This window comes from Halomonas sp. AOP43-A1-21 (assembly GCF_052376775.1).
GTDB lineage: Bacteria > Pseudomonadota > Gammaproteobacteria > Pseudomonadales > Halomonadaceae > Vreelandella > Vreelandella colorata.
Map to the genome: position 1 here is coordinate 122579 of NZ_JBQSWC010000005.1, position 26811 is coordinate 149389.

Consider the following 26811-nt stretch of genomic DNA (forward strand, 5'->3'; position numbering starts at 1 on the left):
TGAAGTGTGACGGAGTGATGAACCGGGGTGATGTACGAGTTTTAAACTGTGCTGGCGTGTTCAACCATCAACTGCAACGACTCCCGGCCCCGCCAGCGGTTACGGTTAAGCTTGTAAGCGCAGTGCAGCGTATCGCCGATGGCGAACGCGGGCAGCTCGCCTGGAGTCAGGGCGCGAAACCAGATCGCTTTGCAGGTGATGGCGCCCATGGAGAGTTCGAGCATCAAGTGCGCGCCATCAGCACCCACCGGGCGAAGCGCCTCGACGATAAAACGCCCTTCAAAGAGCGGTGCGTCAAATTCACGCCCATACGGGCCCAGAGCGTCAATTTCTTCAAGCGTTGCCAGCGAAAGCTGCGCGGTGGAAAGCTCGCCGTCCGTCCATAGCCTGGGATAGAGCGAACGCCCCTCCAGCTGTTCCGCCACGGCCTTGAGAAACGCTTGTTTAAACACGTCCAAGTATTCGCGAGGGACACCCACTCCGGCAGCACCGCTGTGCCCACCAAAGCGTGGTAGCGCCTCTGGGGCCAGTTCAAAGGTACGCTGCAGCGCATCGCGCAGGTGCAAACCATCGATTGAGCGCCCGGAGCCGGTGAGCATATTGGGCGCCGCCGCCTGTGTCAGCACCAGCGCAGGGCGCCCGTAAGACTGCACCAGCCGGGAGGCCACAATGCCTTGAACGCCGGGGTGACCATCTTCCAGAAATACCACCACGGCAGGCTCATCGGCGATCAACGCACTGGCGGCCAGCACCCGCGCCTCTTCGGCCATATCCGCCTCAATCGCCTTACGCGACTGGTTATCCTGGTCCAGCACTTCGAGCTGACGGTTAGCGACGGCGTCGCTTTCGGCCAGCATGAAATGCAGTGCGGCGTAAGGGTCATCCAACCGCGAGCGCGCATTGATCCGCGGGCCCATCTGAAAAGCCAGGGTTTCGGCATTGAACGGCACGCTATCTGCGCCCAGACGTGCGGCCATGGCGCGCCAGCAGGCGGCGTCCATGCGGTTGATCAGGGTTAACCCGTAGCTCACTACGGCGCGGTTAGCCGGGCTTCCACCCAGCGACACACAGTCCGCCACGGTGCCCAGCGCCACATAGGAGAGCCAGGGCGAAAGCTTGGGCGTAGCGCTGGGCAGTGCGCCCCACTCCACCAATACGCCACGCGCCAACGACATCAACAGCCACGCCACCATGCACCCGGCGATGGTTTTATCCGGGTAGGCGCAGTCCGGGCGGGTCGGATTCACGCAGGCGTAGGCCGACGCGGGCGGGCCTTCCAACGGCAGCGCGTGGTGATCACTGACCACTACGTCAATGCCTGCCGCTTTGAGTCGCGCGATACGTGGCTCGTCGCTACTTCCGCAGTCGGCAGTAATCACCAGGGTCGGGAATGGCTTGAGCGCCAGCGTGCGCTCAACCAACGGCAAGCTGATGCCGTAGCCATCGTGAATACGGTGGCCAATCAGGCTGTGCAGTTTGTGCTCGGGCACACCAAACAGCTCAACCAGCGTGCGGCGAATGACGACGTGAGAGGTAATCCCATCCACATCGTAATCGGTCAGAATCCCGATGGATTCACCCTCCGCAACAGCCTGAGCAATACGTTCGGCGGCACGGCGCCCATCGGCAAGCTTTTCCGGGTGAGCCAGATAGCGCAGGCTGGGCGTTACCAGCGGAGCAAGCTCGCCCTGATAGCCGGGCAGCCGTGAGGCCAGAAGGCGCGCCTGAAGCTCGCTCAAGCCTTGTGCCTGGGCACGGGCGTAGACAGCCTCGTCCAGTGGACGAGGCTCCAGCATTAGCTGCGTAGTGTGCTGAGGCGTAACGGGCTGATTGGCATCTGGCAAAGCAGTCATCATGTGTTAACGACGGTTATCCGCAACAAACTGCTGTACGGCGCTCAACTCAGCAGGCAGTACCGTGTAGCGCTCTTCCCGCTCCAGCAAATCATCCATGTGTGTGGGCAGCGGTACGCCCTGGAAGCCTGCTTTTACCACCGCTTCAGCAAACTTGGCCGGATGCGCGGTGGCAAGCGTTATCATCGGCGTTGATTGATCAGCGCGGACACGTTCAGCAGCGCGGTAGCCCGTGGCGGTATGCGGGTCGAGCATTTCGCCGGTACGGTGATGCGCTTCGCGAATGACTTCCAGAATGGTGTCATCGTCCACACTAAAGCTTGAGAACTTCTCACGCAGCTTGGCAAGTGGCGCATCGGCAAGCGCGGTGGGCTCTTGCTGAAAGCGCTCCAGTAGTGCCGCCACGGCCGCGCCATCACGATCATAGGCATCAAACAGAAGACGCTCGAAGTTCGACGACACCACGATATCCATGGAAGGCGCGAGCGTTGCCTCAAGCTCCTTCTTGGAGAAGTCGTTGGCGGCAAGCGTGCGGTGCAGAATGTCGTTGGAGTTGGTGGCGATGATGAACTGCTTGACCGGCAGCCCCATCTTGTACGCCATGTAGCCCGCAAACACGTTGCCAAAGTTGGCCGACGGCACGCAGAAGCTGACGTCGCGATGCGGTGCACCCAGTGCCACGCCTGATGCAACGTAGTAAACGATTTGCGCCATGATGCGCGCCCAGTTGATCGAATTGACCGCCACCAGGCGTGTGCCGTTCAAAAAGTCCTGATTGGCAAAGCTTGCCTTGACCATGGCCTGAGCATCGTCAAAGTTGCCTTCAATGGCCACGTTGAACACGTTGTTGGCCAGTACTGACGTCATCTGACGGCGCTGCACTTCAGACACCCGCTTGTGCGGATGCAGAATGAAGATATCCAGATTGTCGCAGTGGCGACAGCCTTCGATGGCGGCTGACCCGGTATCGCCCGAGGTGGCACCCATGATTACCGCGCGCTCGCCACGCTTTTTCAAAAAGTGATCAAGCAGGCGGCCCAAAAGCTGTAGCGCGACGTCTTTAAACGCCAGCGTCGGGCCATGGAACTGCTCAAGCAGAAAGTGATTGGCGTCGAGCTGCTTGAGCGGCACCACCGCATCGTGGGTGAAGGTGGCGTACGCTTCGGTCACGATGGTGCGGAAAGTGTCGTCGTCGATCTCGCCGTTCACAAACGGCTTCATAACGCGAAAGGCAATCTCAGCGTAAGAGAGCCCGGCCATATCGGCCAGCGCTTCTTTCGAGAGAGAGGGCAGCTCTTCCGGCACGTAAAGGCCACCGTCGCTGGCCATACCGGTTAGTACGACTTCTTCAAACGAGAGCGCGGGCGCCTGCCCACGCGTACTGATATAGCGCATAGTGGGTTACTCCCCTTCGCTCAGGCTTTCCACGCGGATGCGTGTCACTGGCCCGGCGATATCGGCCATCGCTTCGATTTCGCGGATCGCTTCGTTCATCTGCTTCTCTTTAGTACGATGCGTCAGCAGAATAATCGGCACCAGCTCGCCTTCGGTCGCCTCTTTCTGGATCAGCGCCTCGATCGAGATGCCTTGTTCGGCAAGGATAGTGGCTACGCGCGCCAATACGCCGGGACGATCCACCGCCAGCAGGCGCAGGTAATACGCCGTGATGATGTCTTCCATAGGCATAATTGGCAGCTGGCTGACGTCTTCGTCAATACCGCTGAATGCCAGGTAAGGCACGCGGTAGTGATGGTCAGTGGAGATATCGCGAGCTACGTCAAGCAGATCGGCAACCACGGCAGAAGCTGTTGGTTCAGCACCCGCACCGGCACCGTAATAAAGCGTAGGACCGACCGCGTCACCCATGATAGCGATGGCGTTTTTGACGCCGTGCACGTTGGCCAGCAAACGCTCTTTGGGGATCAGCGTGGGGTGAACGCGCAGCTCAAGCCCCTGATCGGTGCGTTTGGAAATACCCAGGTGCTTGATGACGTAGCCCAGGTTATCGGCCTGTTCAACATCTTCAGCAGTAATCCGTGAAATGCCTTCAGTGAAGGCTTTCTCGAACTGGAGCGGCACGCCATAGGCAATCGAGGCCAGAATGGTCAGCTTGTGCGCCGCATCGATACCTTCCACGTCAAACGTGGGGTCGGCTTCGGCGTAACCCAGTGCCTGCGCTTCGGCAAGCACGTCTTCAAAGGCACGGCCTTCGTCGCGCATGTGCGTCAGAATAAAGTTGCCGGTACCGTTAATGATACCTGCCACCCACTCGATCCGGTTGGCACCCAGGCCTTCACGCAGCGATTTGATAACCGGAATACCGCCTGCAACGGCAGCTTCAAAGGCCACGATAACGCCCTTTTCATGAGCCGCCTTGAAGATTTCATTACCGTGAACGGCAATCAACGCCTTGTTGGCCGTCACCACGTGCTTGCCGTTGGCAATCGCGGTTAACACCAGCTCGCGGGCCATGTCGTAGCCGCCGATCAATTCGACCAGCACATCAACGTTAGGGTTATTAGCCACCTCGAAAACATCGGTGGTTGTGTTAATACCGGTAATATCGCAGTCAGGATGGATACTGCGATGAGCCACCTGCTCAATAACAATAGGGCGGCCTGCACGGCGTGCAATATCATCAGCGTTGCGCGTCAACACATTGAACGTGCCGCCACCAACCGTGCCTAGCCCACAAATGCCTACTCTTACCGGTTTCAAAATACATCCCCTTTCGTATAGGGCGCATAAAGCGCCCGGTCTTAAATCAGTGTCTCAGCGTCATCGTGATATAAACGACGATTCTATTTAGATAAAACTTACTTGGATAGAACTTACCTGGATAGAACTTACTTAAATAGGCTTACGCGTCGCCTAAGCCTAACATGGCAGCAAGCCTTTCTGGCGGTACAAAACCAGGTACCAGCTGACCGTTAGGCAGAATAATCGCTGGCGTGCCCTGAATACCAAGCGACATGCCTAACTCATACTGCTCGGCGACCGGATTATCACAGTCAGACGGGCCAGTTAGCTCTTGGCGCTGCTGAGCACGGGTCATGGCTTCGCTTGAATTACTTGAACACCAAGCCTGCTGTAGCGAGGTCGCCGCTGCGCTACCCATTCCCGCACGCGGGAAGGCCATATAGTGTACCGCAATACCGCGCTCATTAAGCTCAGGCACAGTTTCGTGCAGGCGCTCGCAATACGGGCAGGTCGGGTCAGTAAACACCACGACGGTTGCTTTGGGCTCGTCCACACCGCGATACACGATACGCTCGGACTCAGGCACAGATGCCAAGGCAGCTACGCGATCCTGATTTTTGGCCTGCTCGGTTAAATTGACCAGACCCGTTTCTGCATTTTCGAATAGATCGCCGACTAAAAAGTGGCTGCCCTCGGCGTTGGAATAAAACGATTCACCGCTTTCCAGAAGCACATGGTAAATGCCTTCTATCGGGGTTGCGGTTACCTGCTCAACCGGCATCTGCTGGCCGTTAACGCTGAGTGATTCGCGCAAGTAGTCGGTGGCAGCATCAGCGTGGGCAGCGATAGGTAAAACACTTGCCATGGCGAGTGTGAATAATGCAGAGCGTAAAGAGGGAGTAACCGTACGTTGGCGCATTCTTTCTTCAACCTCGCGGATGATGTTCAGCATGAAGATTTTCCAAGCGAGCCTGGGCAACATGCGTATAAATTTGAGTCGTGGATAAATCGCTGTGGCCTAACAGCAGCTGTACGACCCGTAAATTGGCCCCATGATTCAATAAATGTGTCGCAAAAGCATGGCGCAATGTGTGTGGCGACAGCGGACGAGTAATTCCGGCTGTGATCGAATGGGCCTTTATGCGATGCCAAAAGGTCTGCCGGGTCATGGCTTTATCGCCTCGCCCCGGAAACAGCGCAGACTTTGTCGGGTCACTCATTAGCGCAGGCCTGGCCGTTTTCATATAGTGCGCAAGCCAGTCGATGGCCTCTTCGCCCATAGGCACCAGGCGATCCTTATCCCCTTTACCGCGCACACGCACTACGCCCTGGCGCAGGTTCACCGCGTCTCCGGTTAACGACACAAGCTCCGATACACGCAATCCGCAGGCATATAGCAATTCCAACATGGTTCGATCACGCACGCCAAGCGGGGTTTCGATATCTGGCGCCATCAGCAGGCGCTCGACCTCCGCCTCTTCCAGCGTATTGGGCAACCCGGGAAGAACGCGTGGTAATTTCACTTCAGCCAGCGGGTCGCTCGCCACATGGCCGTGCAGGCGCGCCCAGCGATAAAAACTTCTAAGACTCGATAACAGCCGGGCGTTACTGCGCAGCTGATAACCCTGCTCCCGGCGGGCGTCGAGCCATACAGGAAGCTGCTGGAGGCCGGGGGATAATATATCGTCGCCTTGCGCCACCAGATAATTCTGCCACGCGGTTAAGTCGCGCCGATAAGCGGCTAACGTATGATCGCTGGCACCTTGCTCTAACCAGAGGGCATCCAAAAAGGCATCAATGACGCTCATACGTTAACGGCCCCTGAGTGATACGGGTACATAAACAAAACCCCGTCCCGCAAAGCGGTGACGGGGTCCTGGTATCTGGGCACAACGAATGCTCAAGACGTACGTCAAGAACAGGGCACGCCCGAGAAAGCGGCGTTTACGCCAGCTTTTCTTTGATACGTGCTGACTTACCGCTACGCTCACGCAGGTAGTACAGCTTGGCTTGACGCACGTCACCACGACGCTTGACTTCAAGAGAGTCAACCAGCGGGCTGTAGGTCTGGAAGGTACGCTCAACGCCAACACCGTGAGAAATTTTACGTACGGTGAAAGCGGAGTTCAGGCCACGGTTACGCTTAGCGATAACCACACCTTCAAACGCCTGCAGACGCTCGCGGGTGCCTTCCTTTACTTTTACCTGAACGACAATGGTGTCGCCCGGTGCAAAAGAAGGAAGCTCTTTGCCCATCTGCTCGTTTTCGATCGCCTGGATCACCTTGTTCTTGCTGCTCATCTTCATGCTCCTAAATAACGGAATGATTTGCCACGCAGTTGTGGAAGGGGCAAATCGTGATCCCGGCGCTCGAAACGAGCTTCGCGGGAGTCGTTATGGGTGACGCAGGTACGTAGGCTTGCAGTCAATAGATAAACGACGCGCCCTTGCCGTCCTGCACCGCCGCTCTGCACTATGTAGTTGAAAATAACCTACCTGGCGGACAGAGCGTGTTCCTCGATAAACTCGTTCAGCAACTTATGCTGCTCGGCATTAAGCTCGCGCCCCTTTAATAAATCGGGACGACGCTGCCATGTGCGGCCTAAAGACTGCTTTAAGCGCCAGCGCTTGATGGCTGCATGATTACCGCTTAGCAGCACATCCGGCACGGTCTTCCCGTCGATGATTTCTGGACGGGTATAGTGCGGGCAGTCTAGCAGACCGTCATTAAACGAGTCTTCGACAGCGGAATCCTGATGCCCCAAAACACCGGGAATCAGCCTTGCCGCTGCGTCAATCAGCACCATGGCGGGCAGCTCACCGCCGCTCAACACATAGTCGCCAATCGACCATTCTTCATCAATGTCACTTTCTACCACACGCTCATCAATGCCTTCATAGCGCCCTGCTACCACCACGAGGGGGCCTGCAGCGGCTAACGCCTGAGCACCTTTTTGATCCAGCTTGCGCCCCTGGGGCGAAAGATAAATCACGGTAGGCTCCAGGCCAGTGGCTTGATGTGCCCGCTCGCGGGCATCGTGAATAGCGCCACGGAGTGTATCGACTTTCATCAACATACCCGGGCCACCGCCATAAGGACGGTCATCCACACTGCGATGGCGATCGGTGGCGTAATCCCGCGGATTCCAGAACTCCAGGGCAATACGTTGCTTCTCAATCGCTCGACCTACTACGCCCTGCTGGGTGAGTGCATCGAACATTTCGGGAAACAACGACACCACACCGATCCACATTGCGGGCGTATCCAGGTTACTGCCAGAGCCTGGTGCTTGCGCATCACAGGTCATGTCACTGCTCAAAAGTCAGCATCCCAGTTAACGACCATACGGTCATCTTCCAGGCTGATTTCGACAATCACATCATCAGGCAGAAACGGTATCAACCGCTCGCGTTTGTCGATCGCGTCGTCATCGCCGCGAACCACCATGACATCGTTGGCGCCGGTTTCAAACAGATAGCTTATCCGTCCCAACCGCTCGCCGGCTTGAGTGAAAACAGCCAGGCCTTCAAGCTCATGCCAGTAATACTCATCGGCGGAAAGCTCAGGCAGTGCATCTTTAGGCAGCAAGATATCCGTCTGCGCCAGTGCTTCAGCGGCATTGCGGTCATCTACGCCCTTAAGCTGCACAACAAGGCCTTTACCTTGCCGACGTCCCTGAACAATGGCCATTCGCGTCAGGGTTTCCCCTTTACGCACCCACCATTCGGGGTAATCCAAAATGCTGTCCATGGGGCTGGTGTATGAATACACCTTGAGCCAGCCTTGCACCCCGTGAGGGCTGGTCAGCTTGCCTAACACCACATGCGTGTCGTCAGTATGGCTTGTTTCAAAACGCGTCATCGACGACCTCAACGTACAGCAGTCCAGATTCTACCGTGAACAGACTTATGCCTGTTTACGCGCTTCTTTAACCAGCTCAGCAACACGACCAGACAGCTGGGCGCCTTGGCTCTGCCAGTGAGTAACACGCTCTAGATCAACGCGCAGACGCTCTTCCTGACCACGGGCAACCGGGTTGAAGAAGCCAATACGCTCGATGAAACGGCCGTCACGGGCGTTACGCGAGTCGGTAACAGTCAGGTGGTAAAAGGGACGCTTCTTGGCGCCACCACGTGCCAAACGAATGGTAACCATACGATAACTATCCTTCGGTTGAGGTTACGAGAGTGGAAAATAGCGCAAACCGCCACCAGAACACTCATCATACTGTTTTCTTGATACGCCGCTCACTCAAAGATAAGTGCCTGCTTTGTATCATTTTAAGGCCTTCACGACCGGATATGACGGCAATGCTTGCGCATATTTTGCCAACACCCACGCATGAAGAGGCCGCATTCTACGCAAATGCGCCCGGATTGGAAAGCCTGACAGCCAGAAAACTCACAGGCCGTCAACCTTACCAACATCGCCGCAGCGCCTAAACTAATGTGCTTAGCGCCAGGGTAGGCCACCGGGACCACCCATACCGCCGCCACCCATACCGCCCATTCCACCCGGGCCGCCGGGACCACCACCGCCGCCCATCATGCCAGACATGCCGCGCATCATCTTCTGCATTCCGCCTTTCTTGCCCGCTTTCTTCATCATCTTCTGCATCTGCTTATGTTGCTTGAGCAGACGGTTCAGATCCGGCACCTGCAGGCCAGCACCCGCCGCGATCCGGCGCTTGCGCGAGCCATTGATCAGATCCGGCGTGCGGCGCTCTTTGGGGGTCATGGAGTTGATCAGCGCTTCAAGCTTACCCAGCTCCTTTTCAGGACCGGGGCCTTGGGCCATTTCCGCCATTTGCCCCATGCCGGGCAGCTTGCCCAGAAGACCACCCATGCCGCCCATCTTTTTGAGCTGCTGGAGCTGGTCACGGAAGTCTTCCAGATCAAAGCCATCGCCTTTTTTGACCTTGCTGGCAAGCTTGGCGGCTTTGTCTTTATCGACCGTGCGCTCGGCTTCCTCGATCAGCGACAGCATGTCGCCCATACCGAGGATGCGTGATGCAACACGATCCGGGTGGAAAGGCTCCAGGGCGTCGACTTTCTCGCCCACCCCCATAAACTTGATGGGTTTGCCGGTAATATGGCGCACGGACAGCGCCGCACCACCACGCGCATCACCGTCGGCCTTGGTGAGAATCACCCCGGTTAGTGGCAACGCATCGTGGAACGCTTTTGCGGTATTAACCGCATCCTGGCCGGTCATCGCATCGACGACAAACAGCGTCTCTTGCGGTGAGATCGCCTTATGCAGCGCCTGGATCTCCGCCATCATGGCTTCATCAATCGCCAAACGACCAGCGGTATCCACCAGCACCACATCGTGGAACTGGATTTTGGCGTGCTTGATCGCCGCTTCGGCAATATCAACCGGCTTCTGGTCAGAGCGTGACGGGAAGAAGTCGACTTCAACCTCTTTGGCCAGCGTCTCCAACTGATCAATGGCCGCCGGACGATAGACGTCGGCCGAGACTACAAGAACCTTTTTCTTCTCGCGCTCGCGTAGGTAGCGGGCCAGTTTGGCAACCGAGGTAGTTTTACCCGCCCCCTGCAAACCGGCCATCAGCACGACCGCCGGGGAGCCTTTCAGGGTCAGGCCTTCATTGGCCTCGCCCATAATAGCTTCCAGCTCCTGCTGGACGATTTTGACGAACTGCTGGCCCGGTGACAGGCTTTTGGACACTTCCTGGCCAACCGCCCGCTCGCGCACACGCTCGATAAAGGCTTTGACGACCGGCAGCGCCACGTCAGCTTCGAGCAGCGCTTTGCGTACTTCGCGCAGGGTGTCTTTAATATTGTCGTCGGTCAGGCGTGCCTGACCTTTGATCGACTTCAACGTCTGGGAAAGACGCTCACTGAGATTCTGGAACATGGGGCCTCTCTGCCTCCGTCGCTGTCGCCGGGCACCTACGGCCCTAGACTGATGTACATGGATTATACGCGCTCATGCCCTGAGTCTCCATGGCTGTCAGCGCCGACTAACGATGGCTGTGCGATACGGTTTCGATTGGTTATAGTAGTCAGTACACTTTAGTTCGACTGTTTTTCACTGCAACGCGCGAAACGCGCGCACGGATAGCATCATGCAGGCGCTGCCTCTCGCCACGATCGCTTTTGTATTTTATGTCGCCGCTGCTATCTGGCAGGGCATGACTCTTTTTCGCCGCGTACCGCCCCGCCAGGGTATGGTGCGCCTTCTCGGTGCCTTGGGGCTACTGCTGCACATTCCGGTGGTCGTGCAGCTTGTGAATCAGGCGCCCGGTTTACTGCCGGGGTTCACCACCAGCGCGACGCTATTTATGGCCGTCGCGGTTAACGTGCTGCTGATAGCCAGCCTTTTCAAGCCGGTCCTTAACGTCAGCATTGTTTTATTTCCGCTCGCCGGTGTCGCGCTGATTACCGCTACTTGGCTCCCCAGCCACGGCAGCCATGCAGGCCTCACACCGGGCATTCTGCTACATGCTATTAGCTCGGCACTGGCCTTTGCCATGCTGGCCATTGCGGCAGTGCAGGCGATACTCGTAGGCCTGCAGAATCAGGCGCTGCGCCATCATCATATTCGCGGTATCGTGCAGTCACTTCCGCCATTAACCACCATGGAGCGCGTGCTGTTTGAGCTGGTGTGGGCAGGTATTTTGCTGCTTACCCTCTCCATCATTAGCGGCTTTATCTTTTTAGATAATATTTTTGCCCAGCACTTATTACATAAAACCGTATTATCGTTGGGGGCGTGGATAATCTTTACCACACTACTTATTGGCCGCTATCGTTTTGGCTGGCGAGGCATGCGTGCGGTACGCTGGACGCTGGGTGGCTGCACGCTATTGGTACTGGCCTACTTTGGCAGCAAGTTTGTACTTGAAATACTGCTTAATCGCTAGGCAGACTTAGGCGGCCATGGTTGTCTTGACACACCATCCCCTACCTTCTACAAATCGAGCCTAATACGTCATAAAGGAACTTTCGACTTGAGCGACGACTTCCCTCTGGGGTTACTGTTCGGCCTACTAGGCTTACTGATAGTACTGTCTGCCTTCTTCTCCAGCTCTGAAACCGGCATGATGTCGATCAACCGCTACCGCCTGAGCCATCAGGCCAACAGCGGTGACCGGCGCGCCAAACGGGTCATGCGCCTGCTTACCCGGCCCGACCGCCTCATCGGCGTCATTCTGATTGGTAATAACTTCGTCAATAACCTGGCGGCGTCCATTGCCACTATTATTGCCATCCATTTCTTCGGCGACGTCTCGGGCCCGGCGATTTCTACCGCGCTTTTAACCATTACCATTTTGATTTTTGCCGAAGTCACGCCCAAGACCTACGCGGCGATCAAACCTGAACGCATTGCCTACCCAACCTCAATGGCGCTAGAGCCGCTGCTAAAGCTGCTGTATCCTCTGGTGTGGCTGGTCAACATGATCTCCAACGGGTTGCTGCGAATACTCGGCGTGAAAAGCGTGGAGAACGGTGGTGACAGCCTGACTCGCGATGAGCTGCGCACCGTGGTGCATGAAGCGGGCACGCTGATTCCTTACCGTCACCGCGCCATGCTGCTGTCGATTCTGGATCTTGAGAACGTCACGGTAAACGACATCATGGTGCCGCGCCACGAGGTGCTGGGGATCGATTTAGACGACTCGCTGGAAGATATTCTGACTCAGATTCGCACCAGCCAGCATACCCGCCTGCCGGTTTATAAAGGCGATATCAATAACATCATCGGCATGCTGCACTTACGCAATGCCGCGCGGTTTTTATCGCGCAGCGAAGTCACCAAAGCAGCGATCGTGCAAGAAGCCCGCGAACCCTACTTTATTCCCGAATCCACTCCGCTACATACCCAGCTGCTTAACTTCCAAAAGCAGAAACGCCGCATTGGTGTGGTGGTAGACGAGTATGGCGATGTCGAAGGGCTAGTCACCCTTGAAGATATTCTGGAAGAGATTGTGGGCGAGTTCACCACGGATGTATCTGAAGACGAAGAGATTCATCAGCAGGATGATGGCAGTCATGTAATTGAAGGCACGGCCAATATCCGTGAAATCAACAAGATGCTTGGCTGGCACTTGCCAACCGATGGCCCCAAGACGCTAAACGGACTGATATTGGAACACTTGGAGGCGTTTCCAGAAGGCCCTGCCAGCCTACAGATTGGCAATACCCGCATGGAAATCCTGGAGATTCGCGACAATTTGATTACATCGGCCCGCTGCTGGCAAAAAGTTCGCCTGCCCCGGCGTGGCGGATAGCGCTTGGAAAAGAAAAGATACTTCTAGGCAGAAACAGCTCTATAAAGAAGTAGCGCTAGAGAGCGCTCGAAAAGAGCAATTTAAAGAGCCGATTAGCGGTGACCAAGATCTTTATCGGCGGCCGCTTTAAGCACTCTTACTCGCGCTTCCAGATAGCTGCGTAGCGCCACGTCATTGACTTCCTGGGCATTAATCGGTGGGCCGAAATGCAGGCTAACCGGCGCCCGAAAGCGGCTTGGCCACTTCTTAAGCGCTTTACCATTGTAGTGAGATGTCCATGACCCCCAAAGCCCGGCAAGCCCTGCCGGAATCACAGGCACGTTATCGCGCGCCAAAATGGTTTCCAGGCCACGTCGAAAGGTATGAATTTCACCGTCGGGGGTTAACCGCCCTTCCGGAAATACCATGACCACTTCGCCACGATGTAGCGCCCGGCTGATTTCATCCAGCGTACGCCGCAAGGCGCCGGGGCTACGCCGCTCAGATTCAATGGGAATGGCGCCAACCAGCTGAAACCACCACTTGAGCCAAGGCGAATCGAAAATCGGCTGATCCATGACGAACCGAAGCGGCCGAGGGCTGCCGCCGCCCAACACCAAAGCGTCCATAAAGCTTACGTGATTACACACCACGAGCGCGCCACCCTGCCTGGGCAGGTGGTAGCGTCCATGAACATGCAAACGGTAGCACAGGCGCATAGCCAGATAGATCAGGCTACGTAATACCTGGCGAACACCGTTCATCCAACATCTCACGCTGCAGGCCCCCGATGCCGGAGCCCTGCCAGTACGGTGCTTACTAACTGATCAAGTAATTCATCCACTTTGAGCTGCTGCCCTTGCCAATAACCTAGCCGCTCATTTAAGCCTAGCTGTACAAGTCCGTGCACACTACCCCATAGGGTGCGTCCTAAACGGCGCGCCTCTAAATCATCAAGCGTGGGCTGATACTTTTTAAGGGCAGACTCAACCTGAGTAAACAGCGCTTCAATCAAAGCGCCTTGACGCTGATCCAGCTCACCCTCCTGAGCCAAGGGGTAATCAAACAAAAGCTGCCAGCGGTAACAGTCCTGCTCGGCGAAATGCCAGTACGCATGAGCAAGCGAACGCAGCCACGGCTCGGGGGCGTCCTCGGCTAATGACGTAATGGTATGCTGCAATCCTGCCAACGTTTCAACGTTGACGTTCTGCAGTAAGTTGTTAAAGCTGCCATACAGTTTGAGCAGCGTACTGGGTGCGCAGCCAACCTCTCTAGCCAGGGCACGCAGTGACAAACCATGGACTGGCTTTTCAGCCAACCACTCATCACAAACGTTCATGACCTGCGCATGGAGGGCATCGGGCGCATGCTGTCTAGGACGGGCCATGGCGATCTCTTCAGGTCAACGGCAAACAAATAAGAATGCCTCACCGCGCTTTAGCGTGAGCAAGGGGTAATATAGGATACCTTACATCGAACACTGTTTTCGACACTAAAACATTACATTTACTGCATTCTTATGCGTCTTTCGCTCTCCCATGACATGATTGCGTCGATTTGGCTTAAGGAGAAAGGCATGACGGGACGCCTACACGTGCAAAACTTAGCGCTTACGCGTCTTTTGCCCTCGCTTAAGGCGCACTCAGCGCTTGTGGAATCGCCCAATCTGGCGCCGCGCCAGCCGGTTTCGGCTATTCGTTTAGCGCAAGGTGAGTATCAGCTTGAGTCGCTGTTCTGGGGGCTTACGCCGCCGTGGCTGACGGTGCTGGATCACGCTCCCCACTGCGCCAGGGCCGAGACCCTTAGCTCAAAGGCCATGTTTTATGAGGCTTTTCAGGCCAGGCGCTGCGTTATTCCGGTAAGCGGTTTTTATATCTGGAAAGCGCTGCCGCGAAGCAAACAGCCCTATTTGGTCACTCACGTAACCCGTGCGCCCCTGCTGCTGGGGGCATTATGGTGTCGTTATCATACAACGCTTAGCGCGTTTACCGACTCAACCGCGCTGATTAGCGTGCCCGCCAATGCGTGTCTTGCACCATTGAGCGACCGTCTGCCGGTGGTTATTCCGCCTCATGCTCTAGACACATGGCTTGACCCAGACAGCCTTCTCGACACCGTCAAAGAATTATTAATGCCCGCGCCTTTGGAACTGTTGGGCGCTTTTCCGGTATCAAAGCATGTTAATAATCCTGCCTATCAATCTGCGGTCTGCGCCCACCCCATAGGGCCAATGCTGCAGTGGGCCACCGCACAGGAGCCATAATGTTACAGCCGATGAGTATAGTCCCCGAACGCGTGCCCTATCCGCGTATTAGCTTGATTGTGATGCTAGGCGCTTTATGGTTCTCCCCCCACTTACTGGCGGCAAGCGATCATCCGGTCGACGAAGTGGTAACACCCACCACCAGCCCTTTCGATAGCCGCGACTATCGCGTATTGACCCTTGAGAATGGCTTAAACGTTTTGCTGGTAAGCGACCCGGAAGCCGACAAGGCCGCGGCCTCAATGAACGTTCGAGTGGGCAGCGCTCAGGATCCGGACGACCTAATGGGGCTTGCTCACTTTCTTGAGCATATGCTGTTCTTGGGCACTGAGCCCTACCCCGCTTCAGATGCCTATCAGCGGTTTATTTCAGACCATGCGGGCTCTCACAACGCTTTTACCGCCCAGCAGGACACCAACTACTTTTTTGATATCGAGCCGTCAGCCCTGCCGGAAGCACTTGACCGGTTTAGCGAGTTTTTCTTATCGCCGCTGTTTAATGCCGATCACCTGGCGAGCGAGCGCAATATTGTTCACTCGGAATACATGGCGCGTATTCGCGATGAGTCACGCCGTGAAAACGACGTGCTCAATCAGCTATTGAATCCTGACAACGCCACCACCAGCTTTGCCGTAGGCAGCCGCGAAACCCTCGCCAACCCGCCTGAAGGCGAGGCGACGCTGCGCGAGCGGGTGATGGACTTTTACCATCAGCATTACGATGCCAACGTTATGAACCTGGCCGTGGTTGCCCCACAGCCGCTGGATACTCTCGAAGACTGGGTGGCAGAACGCTTTGCCGATATCCCCGACAATGACCTCAGCGTTCCGGCGATTGATGCGCCACTGGTAGATGCGTCCACTCTGCCGCGCTATATCGAGCGTCAATCGCTGCAGGACCGTCGCCAGCTGCGTTTTTACTTTCCGATCCCCGATCCCACCGATGAGTATCGCACCAAACCCACCCAGGTGATTTCACACCTGTTAGGTGATGAGGGCGACGGCAGTCTTTTAGCCGTACTGCGCGATGCAGGCTTGGCCGATGGACTGTCGGCAGGCGTTGGCCGAGGCGATGGCGAGAATGCTTTATTTACCGTATCCATCAGCTTAACGCCTGCAGGGGCTGAGCGGCTGGATGATATTCAAACCACGCTGTTTGCCGCCATTGAGAAGATCCGTACCAAGGGGCTCGCCGACTGGCGCTACGCCGAGCAACGCGACCTTCGCGAGCAGGCCTTTCGTTTTCAGCAGCACGGTGCGCCGCAGCAGGAAGCCACTCGTCTTTCAATGAGCCTGTCCCGCCATCCGGTGGAAGATGTACAGTACGCCGCCTACCGAATGGATGCGCCGGACGCTGAACGCCAAGAGGTGTATCTAGATGCGTTAACGCCTGACAACATGCTGCGCTTTTATTCCGCACCGGACATTGAAAGTGACACCGCGTCGCCTTGGTTCAATACCCAGTGGCGGGAGCAGCAGCCTTCCCAGGCAGGCCAGGTACTGGGTGAACTGACACTCCCTGAGCCGAATCCGTTTATTGCCAGCGACCTGACGCTCCTGGAAGGTCAGGATGAGCGCCCCAGCATACTAATCGATACACCCTCGTTTCACGCGTGGCATATGCAGGATGCCCGGTTCAATACGCCAAGCGTTGAGTGGCGCCTGAGCCTGCAATACCCGGACGCCAGCTACTCACCTGAAGAAGTGGTGCTGACTCAACTGCTGGCCGGGTGGTTAAACGACAGCCTCAATGAGTCACTGTATCCGGCGTGGCTGGCGGGCCAAGCGTTTAGCGCCTATCCGCATGCGCGCGGCATGACGCTTTCGTTCTCAGGCTGGCGTGATGGCCAGACGCCGCTCATTGAGCAAGCCATTGATCAGCTTAAAATGGCCGAAATCAGCGACAGCACCTTTGAGCGCGTACGCTATCAGCTGCAGCGGGAATGGCGCAATGCGCCGCAGTCATCACTTCCAGGCCAGGCCAGCCGCACGCTAGGTGAGGCGCTGCTAGCCCCTCAATGGTCGACTACCGAGCTTCTTGCTGCCAGTCAGCGCCTGGAACGCAGCCATCTGGAAAACTTCCGCAAGCGCTTTTTAGGCGGGCTTTATGCTGACGCCATGGCGGTCGGCAACCTGGATGCAGACCTGGCCCGCGAGCAGGCCGACATAATGCGTAACAAGCTACGCCCGCGCTTAACCCGTGACGATATTCCTAAGCTAACGCCACAGGCTGTCAGCGAGACGCCCAGCGTGCTTCGCCCCCACAGCACGCGTGAAGAGTCGTTGGTGTTGCGCTATTTACAGGCCCGCAACCAAACCGCCAAGGAGCAGGCAGTCACCAGCGTGATTGCGCAATGGCTGGAAACGCCGTTTTATCAGAAGCTGCGTACCGAGGAGCAGCTAGGCTATATCGTCAATGCCGGTTATTCGCCGCTGCTTGAAGCGCCTGGTATTGCGCTGCTCGTTCAATCGCCCGATGTGGACAGCGAAACCGTGGCTGAGCATATGGATACGTTTTTGGATGACGCCAGCCAACAGCTTGAGCAGCTAGACGATGAGACACTCGCCCCTTACCGTCAGGCGGTTCATGACCGGCTCAAACAGCGCGATACCAGCCTGAGCGGTATGGCCAGCCGATACTGGCAGGCCACCGCGCTGGATGAAATCCGCTTTGATCGCCGCGAGGAGCTGGCCAATCTGGCACTTGAGGTAAGCCCAGCCGATATACAGGCCGCATGGCCTGAGCTGCTTACCCACCAGCTGGATGTACGCTTCAACCCAGGCGATACACCCAGCGACGTGACACCCTATCGTGAAGCGTTAACGCCGTTTAGCAAACAAAGCCAGCCGTAAGCCACATGACCCGCTCAGGCATCAAAGGCCTGGGCGGGCATCATCGCCTCGACGAACATTACCAGCTCCTCCAGCACCTGCCGCTCACGGTCGCTGAGCGTTTGCTGGTTATAGCGCTCAATTTCCCGGGCAAACGCTTTAAGCGTAAATCCTGAAATGGCCGGATCGTTGATACGCATCCAGCGAAACGCTTCCCACTGCTCGCGCTCCTCACCTTCCAACGTATCGGGGTAGCTACGCGCCCGATAGCGGAACAGCATTTCTTCCAGGCGCGGGTCCTGAAAGGCAAACCGCTGCCCGACTAAGTCCCAGGGATCCATTTCGCGCACCCGCTCCATCTGCTGACGGTCAGCGGCGGAAAAGAAGCTGCCTGAATAAAGCATTAAATCAGGGTCTTGAACCGGCTCATCAAAACCTGCTTTAAATACATCGGCGACTTTCTGCGCCACGCCCTGGGCGCTGCGTAGGGTTTTCCAGTGCTGGCGACAGGTAACAATATCCAAGCCCAGGCGCTCAACAATCGCGCCGTAAGACCCCTTTTGCGGCCCATCAATATCTTTAAGCACGCTGGCCGGAAAGATAACCGGGCAGCGATTGATATGGATGACTTTCAGCGGAATACGCGCCTCGCCTTCCGACAGATCCTGCTGGCTGACAAAAACGCGCTCGCGGATCTCTTCAGCGCTGAGCGTTAGAAGATCACCAGGGTCAACGCTTAAATCGTAAACGATCATCCCATTGGGGTTGGTGGGATGTTCAGCCAGCGGCATCACCAGGGCACTGCAACCACGGCTGGCCGGGTAGCGGCGTGAGATATGCAGAAGCGGCTTGGCGTTAGGCAGGTCTAGCTGTTGGGCAACCGCGCGCTTGCCACGCAGGCCAAGCAGGTAATCAAACAGCTTGGGATTACGCTCCTTGAGCAGTCGAGCCAGGGCAATAGTGGCCCGCACGTCGGCTACCGCGTCGTGGGCGCCTTCGTGGTCAATACCATTGGCTTTGGTCAAGTGCTCAAGCTTAAAGCTTGGCGCGCCATCTTCGCGCAGGGGCCACTCGATGCCGTCCGGGCGCAGTGCGTAAAACGCCCGCACGACATCAATCAAGTCCCAGCGGGAATTGCCGTTTTGCCACTCGCGAGCGTAAGGATCGATCAGGTTACGATAGAACAGATGGCGGGAGACTTCGTCATCAAAGCGCAGGCTGTTATAGCCCGCGACACAGGTGCCTGGCTCGCTCATATGGCGCTGCACTTCACTGGCGAACTGCGCTTCAGGCAAGCCGTGGCGCTGGGCTTTTTGCGGAGTAATACCGGTAATCAGGCAGGCGGCAGGGTGCGGCAGATAGTCGTCTGCCGGCTTACAGTAAAGCTCGACCGGCTCGCCAATCTCGTTTAAGTCCGCGTCGGTACGCAGCGCAGCAAATTGGGCAGGCCGATCTCGGCGTGGATCGGCCCCGAACGTTTCATAGTCATGCCACAAAAAACTGGCAGGGGCGGCATTGGATGGCGCCATGAACAAGCACTCCGCAGGGCAAAACACCAAGCCTAGCACACCGTTTGCCTATCTCGCCGCTAACCTATTTCGCCAAACCTATCTCACCAAACCTATCTCGCCCTTCGCCCCTATCACGGCGCTGACTCTTCTCGACAGGATTGCTCTTAGCTTTTAGGCAACGTTACGTTCAGCTCAAGCACCGAGCAGTTATCTTCGCTATCCAAAGAAATCTGGATAGCGTTATCGTCTACATGCACATAGCGACGGATAACTTCTAATAGTTCGCGCTCAAGCAACGGCATGTAGTCAGGTTGACCACGTTGGCTGCGCTGATGCGCCACGATGATTTGTAACCGTTCTTTGGCCACCGAGGCGGATTTCTTGCGCTCGCGCTTCAAGAACTCCAGTAGTTTCATCGACGGTTACCTCCAAACATGCGGCTGAGCAGGCTCTTACGCTGCACTTCATGAAAACGTAACGGAATCTCTTCACCCAGCAGACGCGACACCGTATCGCTATACGCCTGGCCTGCATCGCTTGATGCATCATGAGTGACCGGCACACCTTGGTTAGAGGCACGAAGCACAGCTTCAGACTCAGGAATAAGGCCCAACAGATGAACCGCTAAAATTTCACGAATATCTTCAAGGGTAAGCATATCGCCCGTAGTCACGCGCTCGGGGTTGTAGCGGGTAACGAGCAAATGCTCTTTAATCGGATCGCCGCCTTGCTCAGCACGCCGGGTTTTTGATGCTAAAAGTCCCAAGATACGGTCAGAGTCACGCACCGAGGAGACTTCAGGATTGGTTACTACAATCGCTTCGTCGGCAAAATACATGGCAAGCTGCGCACCACGCTCAATACCGGCAGGTGAATCACAGATAATAAAATCGAACTCTTCTTTGAGCTTGTCCAGTATTTCCGCCACCCCTTCCTGGGTCAGCGCATCTTTATCGCGGGTTTGTGAGGCGGGCAAAATATATAAATTCTCAACGCGCTTATCACGGATCAGCGCCTGATTGAGGCCTGCTTCCCCCTGGATAACATTCACCAGGTCATATACCACCCGGCGCTCGCAGCCCATGATCAGGTCAAGGTTACGCAGCCCCACATCAAAATCGATAACTACGGTTTTTTTACCGCGCAGCGCAAGCCCCGTAGAGATTGCCGCAGCGCTGGTAGTTTTACCGACCCCCCCTTTACCTGAGGTCACAACAATAATTTTAGCCAAGATTAACTTCCTTCTTGAAGTCGTTCATCGCGAGCGCATGACGCAGAACGAATAACGGAAACGTCAATGTTATGTAGGATGCCATACTGTAACGGATAGGCAAGGCAGCGTCGCTAAGCATTAAGCATGGATACACCCCGCGCTTACGCCATTAACTTAGCGGCTTAATTTCAAGTTGCTCTTTTATAAAATGAACTTCTGCAGCACAGCCTAAAAGCTGTGAATCAATATCTTCAAGACGTTTATAGTTTCCTGCGACAGAAATCAGCTCGGCTTCAAGTTCACGACAGTAAATACCCGCCTGAGTATTGCCGTGTATACCTGCCAAAGCTCGCCCGCGCAAAGCACCGTAAACATGAATGCTCCCCGCAGCCAATACCTCAGCGCCCGCATTGACCGCGCCAATGACGACTAAATCCCCGTCTGATGCACTAACTTGCTGGCCTGAGCGAACGGTACCGCGAAACAGGCGCGTGGCAGCGCTAGGCGCTTCCAGATTTTCAACATCAGGCTGCGTGCTGGAAGCGACAGGCGCCATTTCTGGCGTTCGGCTAACGCTCTCAAGCGATCTAGCCCGCCCCTCTTCTACGGGCGCGAACCAGCCAAGACCCAATGCCCAGGCTGATTGACGCACCGGCTCTGAGCCACCGCGTACGGCTACCGGCAAAAGCTTGTGGTCCCGACAAACGGCGCATATCCGCTCCAGGGCTAAGTGGGGTTCATCAAGCTTTTCCACGCTAAGCACAACCGGTGTATGCTGAAAGAATGCCGGAGATTGAGATAGTTTACCGGCCAGCTGCCGCCGGATATGCTCAGGATCGGCGCTACTTAGCTCCATGACGGTCATCGGCAGCATGCCGCCTTTAAAGGTAAACGCCACGTTGGCACTATCGGCGTTGAGGCTCATAGCCGAACTCCATGTCATGTTCAGGTAAGATAAAGGTAGCGCAATTTGGCGCCTTTCGGTGTGAAGAATCAATTTCTATTACACCCTGGTAAGGCAAAGCTAAGCGACAGCGCCGGTGACTGCAACCGCCTGTTCAACAATGGCTGATTTTTTTATGTCACGCACCTCTACGCAGGATGATCCATGTACGGACTGTTAAGACGCCTGTTCGCTCCTCGGTGGCAACACCCCGACCCCGAGGTACGTCGACAGGCCCTCGCACGCCTGGACCCGAGCCAGGCAGAGCAGCGTGAAGCGCTGCAAGCACTCGCTCACGATAGCGAAAGCGACATCCGCCTGGCGGCTCTATTAGCGCTGGATGACATACAAGGCCTGTTCGATGCTTACTCCGATCACCGCCAGCAAGAGGCATGGTTTAATGCCATGTGCCAGCGGCTCGGTGGTCTTGAAGGTAATACCGACCTTCATCAGCGCCAAGCACTTGTAGAGCAGTTAGATGAATCGCGACTGCTGAATGCGATTGCTCTTCAAGGAGATAATCTTAATCTCCGCCTAACGGCGCTTGCCCGGCTCACCGATGATAACGATCTTATTACCCAGGCGTGTCACAACGGCGTAGCCACCGTGCGCCATCGCGCGGCCGAGCGCATAGAAGACGAAGAGAGCTTAAAGCGCCTGCTCAAAGAGGCTCGCCGTGACCGTCACGTCGTGCGTCTTGCCCGTGAAAAGCTCGGCCAGAAGCGCACCGATGCAGAGTGGCTTGCCCAACAGCAACAGCAGCGTGAACAGCTACTTCAGCAGCTTGAGCAGCAGGCGCGTGTCCCGTGGGAGCCGCTTTACGGTGGCCGACTGCGCCATTTGGAGCGCGAATGGAAGGGCCTTGCGCACCCACCTAGCGCCGAGCAGGAGCAGCGTTTTCATCACGCTATGCTGGGCTGTCGTAGAACCTTGCATGATCATGAAACCCAAGAGCAGGCCCGCCAGCAAAGCCTTGCCCGCCGAGACGAAGCGGAACGGACCCGCAACCAGCTTCTGGATGGGCTGGAGGAGACGCTTGAAGGCTTACACCACGCAACGGAAATCACCGAGCAGGATATCGACAGCCTGCGCGCCCAGCGGCAACTGTTTAGCCAGCGCTGGCAAGCGCTTTCTGATTTGCATACTCCTAGCGAGCTGGCCCGGCAGCGCTACACCCAGGCGATCGTTCAGTACGAGCAGTGCCTGGACGCCTGGCACCGCTGGCAGGATATCAGCGTCACGCTTGAGCAGGCCCTGACGGATAACGACTACAGCGCCATGAAGCGCTTGTTAAAAGCGTGCGCCTGGCCTGAAACGCTTACGCCACCGGCACTCATACAGCGCGCCCAGGCAACGCTTGCCACTGAGTCAAAAGAAATTGACGACAGCCATCAGGCCTCCGTCTCGCTAAGCACGCTTGAAGCGGAGCTTGATAGCTTTGAGCACCTGCTGGAGCGGGGAGCCTTTAAAAGCGCCAGCCAGCTTCATCAGCGCTTAAAGCCGCAAATTGAAGGTTTGAAAACAGCCGATGCCAAGCCGCTGAAAGCACGACTGAAACAACTGGGTGCGCGCCTGGCCGAACTACGCGATTGGCGCGGTTTTGTTGCTGGGCCAAAGCGTGAGCAGCTATGCGCCAGTATTGATGCACTGGCTAATGACCAGCATATGGCTGAAGCCGCGCTGGACCGCCACCACCGCCAGCTGGTAAAAGAGTGGAAATCACTGGGCGATGCAGCGGCCAACCGCGAACAGTCAACACGCTTTCGCGCGGCGTCGGAGCGTATTCATGAACGGCTCGGTCCGTGGCGTGATCAGCTTAGCCAGGAGCGTGAAGCGAATCTAAGCGCCCGGGAACAGCTATGCGAACAGCTTGAAACCCTGCTTGCTCAACCGGCCGAGAATGCCGACCCTGACGTGCTGCGTGAAATTCGCGATAAAGCACGTCATCAATGGCGTCACTATTCACCGGTCCCCCGCGAGCGCTCTGAAGCGGTAGGCCAGCGGTTTGGTAAAATTCGTCATCAGCTTCAGACGCTGATCGATCAGCGAGCAGAGCAAATCGCCTCACAAAAACACGCTTTGATTGAAGAAGTGAAGGCTTTGCGCAGCGATGAGCAGCAACCCTTGGCTCAGCGCATTTCCCAAACCAAGCAGCTACAGCAACGCTGGCGCCAGTTAGGGAGAGCCCCTAAAGGTGCAGAGCAGTCGCTTTGGAAAGCTTTTCGGCATGAGTGCGATCAGCTATTTGCTCAACGTGATGCACATAAAAACGAGCAGGCCGCCCGCCAGCAACAGCAACTTGATGCGATGCAGGTGCTGATTGACCAAATGGATAGCTGGCAACCCACTACTGCCCGGGAAGCGAGCGTGCTGGAAGACTTCCTAAGCCAGGTCAACGGACTTGAACCGCTGCCAAGAAACCGTCGCAGCGAAGGTATGCAGCGACGTTTGAGTGGCATCGTGCGGGCCAAACGCGAGCGCTTAAGCCGCCTGGAAATTGCCGACACGGTTGAGCAGTGGCATCTGATCCTGCCGCTCGTCAATGCGCACCTGGCAGCCGACCAGCGCTATCTGGCCGGGGAAGCCGCAGAAACCGTCAACGCAACTGAGGTGATCAGCACGCCGCTCCCCGCTGCATTTATCGAGGCACACCACACCCGCAATCGTCAGCGCCATACAACACCCCTACCGTTATCGGCAGAAGATAAAGCGGCGCTGGCGGACTCGGTTTCCCGCCTGCGGGTACACCTTGCCTTATTAACCAGCGGCAGCGTACGCCAGACCGATGAACCGTTGCGCCTGGCGATCCAGGTAGAGCGTTTAAATGAAGGGATTCGGCAAGAGCGCAGCCGCCCAGAAGAAATTATCGATGTGCTCGCAGCACTACTTGCGCTTGGGCCGATATCCGCAGAGCAGTGGGAGCGCGAAGTAAAGGAGCTAGATAACTTACTCAGTGACTTGGCGAGGGTTCTCCCACCCTAGCGTGAAGTAGAATTCAGCGACGTGTTTCAGCAACAGCGCAACGGGAGGCCATTGGCCTCCCGTTTTCATGCTCTCCTTATGAGAAAGCATTTATCCAGTAAATCCATAGGCGTGATGGCCTACCCCATAAACTGGCCACCGTTGATATCGATATTGGCGCCAGTGATAAATCCAGACTCTTTATCGGCCAGGAAGGACACTAACCGGCCAATTTCCTCAGGCTTACCATAGCGTTTTACCGGGATCGTTTCGCGAATGGCTTCGCGTACCGTTTCTGGAATTTGCATAATCATATCGGTCGCAATATAGCCCGGCGATATGGTGTTTACCGTGATGCCTTTGGTCGCGGTTTCCTGCGCCAGCGACATGGTTAAGCCGTGCATGCCCGCCTTAGCGGCTGCGTAGTTAACCTGACCAAACTGACCTTTACGACCATTAATAGACGAGATATTGATGATTCGACCATGGCCGTTTTCGAGCATCATCTCGATCACGCTGCGGCAGGTGTTAAAGACGCTGTTAAGATTGGTATCGATGACCTGGTACCACTGATCGTAGGCCATCTTCTTCATTGTGCCATCGCGGGTAATGCCGGCACAGTTAACCAACACGCTGATAGGGCCGTATTTTTCGTGGATCTCACGCGCGGCTTCCAGACATGCATTATGGTCAGATAGATCAACCCCTAACGTTGTAATATTTTCATAACCGGCAGCTTGCTGGGTTTCCAGCCAGGTTTTGGCTTTTTCGGGATTGTTATACCCCGCTACCACCCAATAACCCGCATCCGCCAACGAATGGCAAATTGCCGTACCGATTCCACCAGTTCCACCAGTTACCCAGGCGACGGGGGCTTGATTGGCCATTGACTACCTCCCTGATATGACAAATGGCTTGGACTGTAAGCACTGTTATGGTGTCGCAAACCATTTCGAATAAGCGCTAAGCGCTTGTATCACTAACAGCACGTCGCTTTACCTATCAGACGACCTACTGACAGTAAGCTTTTTGTTATGGCTTTTGAAAGCATAGCTTTACTCTTTGTATATTGCAGCAGTATGAATATCAGTCTTATGTGAGTAGTTTTCTAGCGAGGGTTGACTTATCTAAAAAAACCCGTAGAATACGCCTCACGTTGATGCGGGGTGGAGCAGTCTGGTAGCTCGTCGGGCTCATAACCCGAAGGTCATCGGTTCAAATCCGGTCCCCGCTACCAATATTTAAAGAGCCAGATCAGTTATTTACTGACCTGGCTCTTTTCCGTTTGCTTACCATTTTTCTAAAGCAGATACTTTCTTTCTTAAACCCCTTCCCCGGAGCACCATTCCACAGCCAACCAAGCCGTTATGCCGAGTGCGTGACACTCACTCTCGACATCGGATACCCTTACTGACACTAAAGCTCAGCTCCCGGCAAACCTCATGGGCGGCTTACAGGGCGGACGCAAGCAACCCAGCGGTACATCAGGCGTCCCAAAATTAGCGATGAGACTCTCAAAGGGCAGTCACTACTCCTGTTTTTTCTTGTCACTGGAAATGCTTACGATATTTTGCGGCTCTCCCTTTACAAAAAATGCATGGACATTATCAACCGACCCATTCAGAAAACGCGAAAAGGTTTCTTCAGTCTTCCACGCCATATGCGGCGTTGTCATGACATTATCCAATGCTGCAAAGGCATTATGTTGCGGCAGCGGCTCTTCGCAGAAAACATCAAGCCCCGCCCCACCAATTTTCTTACGCTGCAAAGCATCAAGGAGCGCAGCCTCGTCAATAATGGGCCCACGTGATGTGTTAACCAGAACCGCATTAGGCTTCATGAGTTCAAAATGTTCCGTCGTCAGTAAACTCTCAGTTTCAGGCACAAGCCTTACATGGATACTAACAGCATCCGATTGGGTAAGCAGGTCTTCCAATGAGACGTACTCCACTCCCGCCTGAACGGCTCGCTCTCGAGTCAGCCTGGGGCCCCATGCAATAACGCGCATACCAAAGGCCTGTGCCATTCTCGCCACTGAACAACCAATCTTGCCCAGGCCAATCAGGCCAATGGTTTTACCGCTCAAGTTACTGGTAACGATCACAGGCCACTCTCCTGCGGACATCCGACGGTCCACCTCAACGATCCGCTTGGTGAGGTTAAGCAAAAACGCAAAGGTCATCTCGGTCACCGCCGCGGTAGACCCACCTGGCGTTGTTGCAACCGAAACCCCCGCTTCGGCCACTGCGCCTTTATCCATATGCGCAAGGCCTGTACCAGTTTGGGCGATTAGCTTTAG

At 55.9% G+C, this 26811-nt stretch carries 24 protein-coding genes and 1 tRNA gene; 7 read left to right on the top strand and 18 right to left on the bottom strand.

What is annotated here, in order from left to right; genetic code table 11:
- Nucleotides 1–41: 41 nt before the first annotated feature.
- The 10 genes from ACT3R7_RS04735 to ffh form a co-directional block, all read right to left on the bottom strand.
- Nucleotides 42–1796, bottom strand: coding sequence for a single-stranded-DNA-specific exonuclease RecJ (locus ACT3R7_RS04735; protein WP_193091080.1), 1755 nt, complete (start codon nt 1794–1796; stop codon nt 42–44).
- A 63-nt stretch (nt 1797–1859) separates the two neighbouring features.
- Nucleotides 1860–3248: a threonine synthase gene (thrC, locus tag ACT3R7_RS04740; RefSeq protein ID WP_417421216.1), complete on the bottom strand. Its 1389-nt coding sequence runs from the start codon at nt 3246–3248 to the stop codon at nt 1860–1862.
- A 6-nt stretch (nt 3249–3254) separates the two neighbouring features.
- Nucleotides 3255–4571 (bottom strand): homoserine dehydrogenase, encoded by a 1317-nt coding sequence (locus ACT3R7_RS04745; protein WP_192538725.1) that lies wholly within the window; start codon nt 4569–4571, stop codon nt 3255–3257.
- A 142-nt stretch (nt 4572–4713) separates the two neighbouring features.
- Entirely contained in the window at nt 4714–5505 is a 792-nt protein-coding gene (locus ACT3R7_RS04750) for a thioredoxin fold domain-containing protein (protein ID WP_193090994.1), read from the bottom strand.
- Complete coding sequence (gene xerD, locus ACT3R7_RS04755; protein WP_193090993.1) at nt 5480–6361, bottom strand: site-specific tyrosine recombinase XerD; 882 nt, start codon at nt 6359–6361, stop codon at nt 5480–5482. Before xerD ends, ACT3R7_RS04750 begins: the two co-directional genes overlap by 26 nt.
- 136 nt (nt 6362–6497) lie before the next feature.
- Nucleotides 6498–6854 carry a 50S ribosomal protein L19 gene (gene rplS, locus ACT3R7_RS04760; protein ID WP_192538728.1) on the bottom strand — a complete coding sequence of 119 codons (357 nt, stop codon included), beginning with the start codon at nt 6852–6854 and terminating at the stop codon, nt 6498–6500.
- A 191-nt stretch (nt 6855–7045) separates the two neighbouring features.
- Nucleotides 7046–7807 carry a tRNA (guanosine(37)-N1)-methyltransferase TrmD gene (gene trmD / locus ACT3R7_RS04765; RefSeq protein ID WP_192538752.1) on the bottom strand — a complete coding sequence of 254 codons (762 nt, stop codon included), beginning with the start codon at nt 7805–7807 and terminating at the stop codon, nt 7046–7048.
- A 62-nt stretch (nt 7808–7869) separates the two neighbouring features.
- Nucleotides 7870–8415: a ribosome maturation factor RimM gene (gene rimM / locus ACT3R7_RS04770; RefSeq protein ID WP_018918319.1), complete on the bottom strand. Its 546-nt coding sequence runs from the start codon at nt 8413–8415 to the stop codon at nt 7870–7872.
- A 45-nt stretch (nt 8416–8460) separates the two neighbouring features.
- Nucleotides 8461–8709, bottom strand: a complete 249-nt coding sequence (gene rpsP, locus ACT3R7_RS04775; RefSeq protein WP_009724081.1) for a 30S ribosomal protein S16 — start codon at nt 8707–8709, stop codon at nt 8461–8463.
- A gap of 297 nt (nt 8710–9006) precedes the next feature.
- Nucleotides 9007–10434 (bottom strand): signal recognition particle protein, encoded by a 1428-nt coding sequence (gene ffh, locus ACT3R7_RS04780; RefSeq protein ID WP_193090992.1) that lies wholly within the window; start codon nt 10432–10434, stop codon nt 9007–9009.
- 211 nt (nt 10435–10645) lie between these two features.
- Here ffh and ACT3R7_RS04785 point away from each other — a divergent pair, with 211 nt between their 5' ends.
- Together ACT3R7_RS04785 and ACT3R7_RS04790 are read left to right on the top strand one after the other, a co-directional pair.
- On the top strand, nt 10646–11443 hold the full coding sequence (locus ACT3R7_RS04785; RefSeq protein ID WP_018918327.1) for a cytochrome C assembly family protein: 798 nt from the start codon (nt 10646–10648) through the stop codon (nt 11441–11443).
- 87 nt (nt 11444–11530) lie between these two features.
- Nucleotides 11531–12811, top strand: coding sequence for an HlyC/CorC family transporter (locus ACT3R7_RS04790; RefSeq protein ID WP_192538730.1), 1281 nt, complete (start codon nt 11531–11533; stop codon nt 12809–12811).
- Nucleotides 12812–12903: 92 nt separating this feature from the next.
- Here ACT3R7_RS04790 and ACT3R7_RS04795 read toward each other — a convergent pair whose 3' ends face one another.
- Both ACT3R7_RS04795 and ACT3R7_RS04800 read right to left on the bottom strand, forming a co-directional pair.
- The gene (locus tag ACT3R7_RS04795) at nt 12904–13554 is read right to left on the bottom strand and encodes a 1-acyl-sn-glycerol-3-phosphate acyltransferase (RefSeq protein WP_193090991.1); all 651 of its coding nucleotides are present in this window, start codon (nt 13552–13554) and stop codon (nt 12904–12906) included.
- Between the two features lie 8 nt (nt 13555–13562).
- On the bottom strand, nt 13563–14177 hold the full coding sequence (locus ACT3R7_RS04800) for a TetR/AcrR family transcriptional regulator (RefSeq protein WP_193090990.1): 615 nt from the start codon (nt 14175–14177) through the stop codon (nt 13563–13565).
- A 189-nt stretch (nt 14178–14366) separates the two neighbouring features.
- Between ACT3R7_RS04800 and ACT3R7_RS04805 the strand changes: the two genes are divergently transcribed.
- Both ACT3R7_RS04805 and ACT3R7_RS04810 read left to right on the top strand, forming a co-directional pair.
- On the top strand, nt 14367–15053 hold the full coding sequence (locus ACT3R7_RS04805) for an SOS response-associated peptidase (protein WP_192538733.1): 687 nt from the start codon (nt 14367–14369) through the stop codon (nt 15051–15053).
- The gene (locus ACT3R7_RS04810) at nt 15053–17905 is read left to right on the top strand and encodes an insulinase family protein (RefSeq protein ID WP_193090989.1); all 2853 of its coding nucleotides are present in this window, start codon (nt 15053–15055) and stop codon (nt 17903–17905) included. The genes ACT3R7_RS04805 and ACT3R7_RS04810 overlap by 1 nt, the downstream gene beginning before the upstream one ends.
- Before the next feature lie 14 nt (nt 17906–17919).
- Here ACT3R7_RS04810 and sbcB read toward each other — a convergent pair whose 3' ends face one another.
- The gene (gene sbcB, locus ACT3R7_RS04815) at nt 17920–19413 is read right to left on the bottom strand and encodes an exodeoxyribonuclease I (RefSeq protein WP_193090988.1); all 1494 of its coding nucleotides are present in this window, start codon (nt 19411–19413) and stop codon (nt 17920–17922) included.
- Here sbcB and ACT3R7_RS04820 point away from each other — a divergent pair.
- Entirely contained in the window at nt 19412–19570 is a 159-nt protein-coding gene (locus ACT3R7_RS04820; RefSeq protein WP_496198848.1) for a hypothetical protein, read from the top strand. The genes sbcB and ACT3R7_RS04820 overlap by 2 nt on opposite strands.
- Here the strand turns inward: ACT3R7_RS04820 and minE are convergent.
- The 3 genes from minE to minC form a co-directional block, all read right to left on the bottom strand.
- Entirely contained in the window at nt 19560–19811 is a 252-nt protein-coding gene (gene minE, locus ACT3R7_RS04825; RefSeq protein ID WP_018918334.1) for a cell division topological specificity factor MinE, read from the bottom strand. The genes ACT3R7_RS04820 and minE overlap by 11 nt on opposite strands.
- Nucleotides 19808–20626 (bottom strand): septum site-determining protein MinD, encoded by an 819-nt coding sequence (minD, locus tag ACT3R7_RS04830; protein WP_192538736.1) that lies wholly within the window; start codon nt 20624–20626, stop codon nt 19808–19810. The genes minE and minD overlap by 4 nt, the downstream gene beginning before the upstream one ends.
- A gap of 151 nt (nt 20627–20777) precedes the next feature.
- Nucleotides 20778–21533, bottom strand: a complete 756-nt coding sequence (minC, locus tag ACT3R7_RS04835) for a septum site-determining protein MinC (protein WP_192538737.1) — start codon at nt 21531–21533, stop codon at nt 20778–20780.
- Nucleotides 21534–21716: 183 nt separating this feature from the next.
- On the opposite strand from minC, the gene ACT3R7_RS04840 reads away from it, so the two are divergent.
- Complete coding sequence (locus ACT3R7_RS04840; protein ID WP_193090987.1) at nt 21717–24533, top strand: DUF349 domain-containing protein; 2817 nt, start codon at nt 21717–21719, stop codon at nt 24531–24533.
- Between the two features lie 119 nt (nt 24534–24652).
- Here the strand turns inward: ACT3R7_RS04840 and phbB are convergent, their stop codons facing one another.
- A complete protein-coding gene (gene phbB / locus ACT3R7_RS04845; protein WP_192538739.1) occupies nt 24653–25399 on the bottom strand; it encodes an acetoacetyl-CoA reductase in 747 nt (248 codons plus the stop codon).
- Between the two features lie 273 nt (nt 25400–25672).
- On the opposite strand from phbB, the gene ACT3R7_RS04850 reads away from it, so the two are divergent.
- Nucleotides 25673–25749, top strand: a tRNA-Met gene (locus tag ACT3R7_RS04850).
- Between the two features lie 291 nt (nt 25750–26040).
- Here the strand turns inward: ACT3R7_RS04850 and ACT3R7_RS04855 are convergent.
- Nucleotides 26041–26811 (bottom strand): NAD(P)-dependent oxidoreductase (locus ACT3R7_RS04855; RefSeq protein ID WP_496198849.1); only part of this gene is annotated, 771 nt, incomplete at its 5' end.

Coding starts and splice junctions, on each gene's coding strand:
- ACT3R7_RS04735 (WP_193091080.1), bottom strand. CDS start 1,796: ATGCTGGAGCCTCGTCCACTGGACGAGGCTGTCTACGCCCGTGCCCAG.
- thrC (WP_417421216.1), bottom strand. CDS start 3,248: ATGCGCTATATCAGTACGCGTGGGCAGGCGCCCGCGCTCTCGTTTGAA.
- ACT3R7_RS04750 (WP_193090994.1), bottom strand. CDS start 5,505: ATGCTGAACATCATCCGCGAGGTTGAAGAAAGAATGCGCCAACGTACG.
- xerD (WP_193090993.1), bottom strand. CDS start 6,361: ATGAGCGTCATTGATGCCTTTTTGGATGCCCTCTGGTTAGAGCAAGGT.
- rplS (WP_192538728.1), bottom strand. CDS start 6,854: ATGAGCAGCAAGAACAAGGTGATCCAGGCGATCGAAAACGAGCAGATG.
- trmD (WP_192538752.1), bottom strand. CDS start 7,807: ATGTGGATCGGTGTGGTGTCGTTGTTTCCCGAAATGTTCGATGCACTC.
- rimM (WP_018918319.1), bottom strand. CDS start 8,415: ATGACGCGTTTTGAAACAAGCCATACTGACGACACGCATGTGGTGTTA.
- rpsP (WP_009724081.1), bottom strand. CDS start 8,709: ATGGTTACCATTCGTTTGGCACGTGGTGGCGCCAAGAAGCGTCCCTTT.
- ffh (WP_193090992.1), bottom strand. CDS start 10,434: ATGTTCCAGAATCTCAGTGAGCGTCTTTCCCAGACGTTGAAGTCGATC.
- ACT3R7_RS04785 (WP_018918327.1), top strand. CDS start 10,646: ATGCAGGCGCTGCCTCTCGCCACGATCGCTTTTGTATTTTATGTCGCC.
- ACT3R7_RS04795 (WP_193090991.1), bottom strand. CDS start 13,554: ATGAACGGTGTTCGCCAGGTATTACGTAGCCTGATCTATCTGGCTATG.
- ACT3R7_RS04800 (WP_193090990.1), bottom strand. CDS start 14,177: ATGGCCCGTCCTAGACAGCATGCGCCCGATGCCCTCCATGCGCAGGTC.
- ACT3R7_RS04805 (WP_192538733.1), top strand. CDS start 14,367: ATGACGGGACGCCTACACGTGCAAAACTTAGCGCTTACGCGTCTTTTG.
- ACT3R7_RS04810 (WP_193090989.1), top strand. CDS start 15,053: ATGTTACAGCCGATGAGTATAGTCCCCGAACGCGTGCCCTATCCGCGT.
- ACT3R7_RS04820 (WP_496198848.1), top strand. CDS start 19,412: ATGAACAAGCACTCCGCAGGGCAAAACACCAAGCCTAGCACACCGTTT.
- sbcB (WP_193090988.1), bottom strand. CDS start 19,413: ATGGCGCCATCCAATGCCGCCCCTGCCAGTTTTTTGTGGCATGACTAT.
- minE (WP_018918334.1), bottom strand. CDS start 19,811: ATGAAACTACTGGAGTTCTTGAAGCGCGAGCGCAAGAAATCCGCCTCG.
- minC (WP_192538737.1), bottom strand. CDS start 21,533: ATGAGCCTCAACGCCGATAGTGCCAACGTGGCGTTTACCTTTAAAGGC.
- ACT3R7_RS04840 (WP_193090987.1), top strand. CDS start 21,717: ATGTACGGACTGTTAAGACGCCTGTTCGCTCCTCGGTGGCAACACCCC.
- phbB (WP_192538739.1), bottom strand. CDS start 25,399: ATGGCCAATCAAGCCCCCGTCGCCTGGGTAACTGGTGGAACTGGTGGA.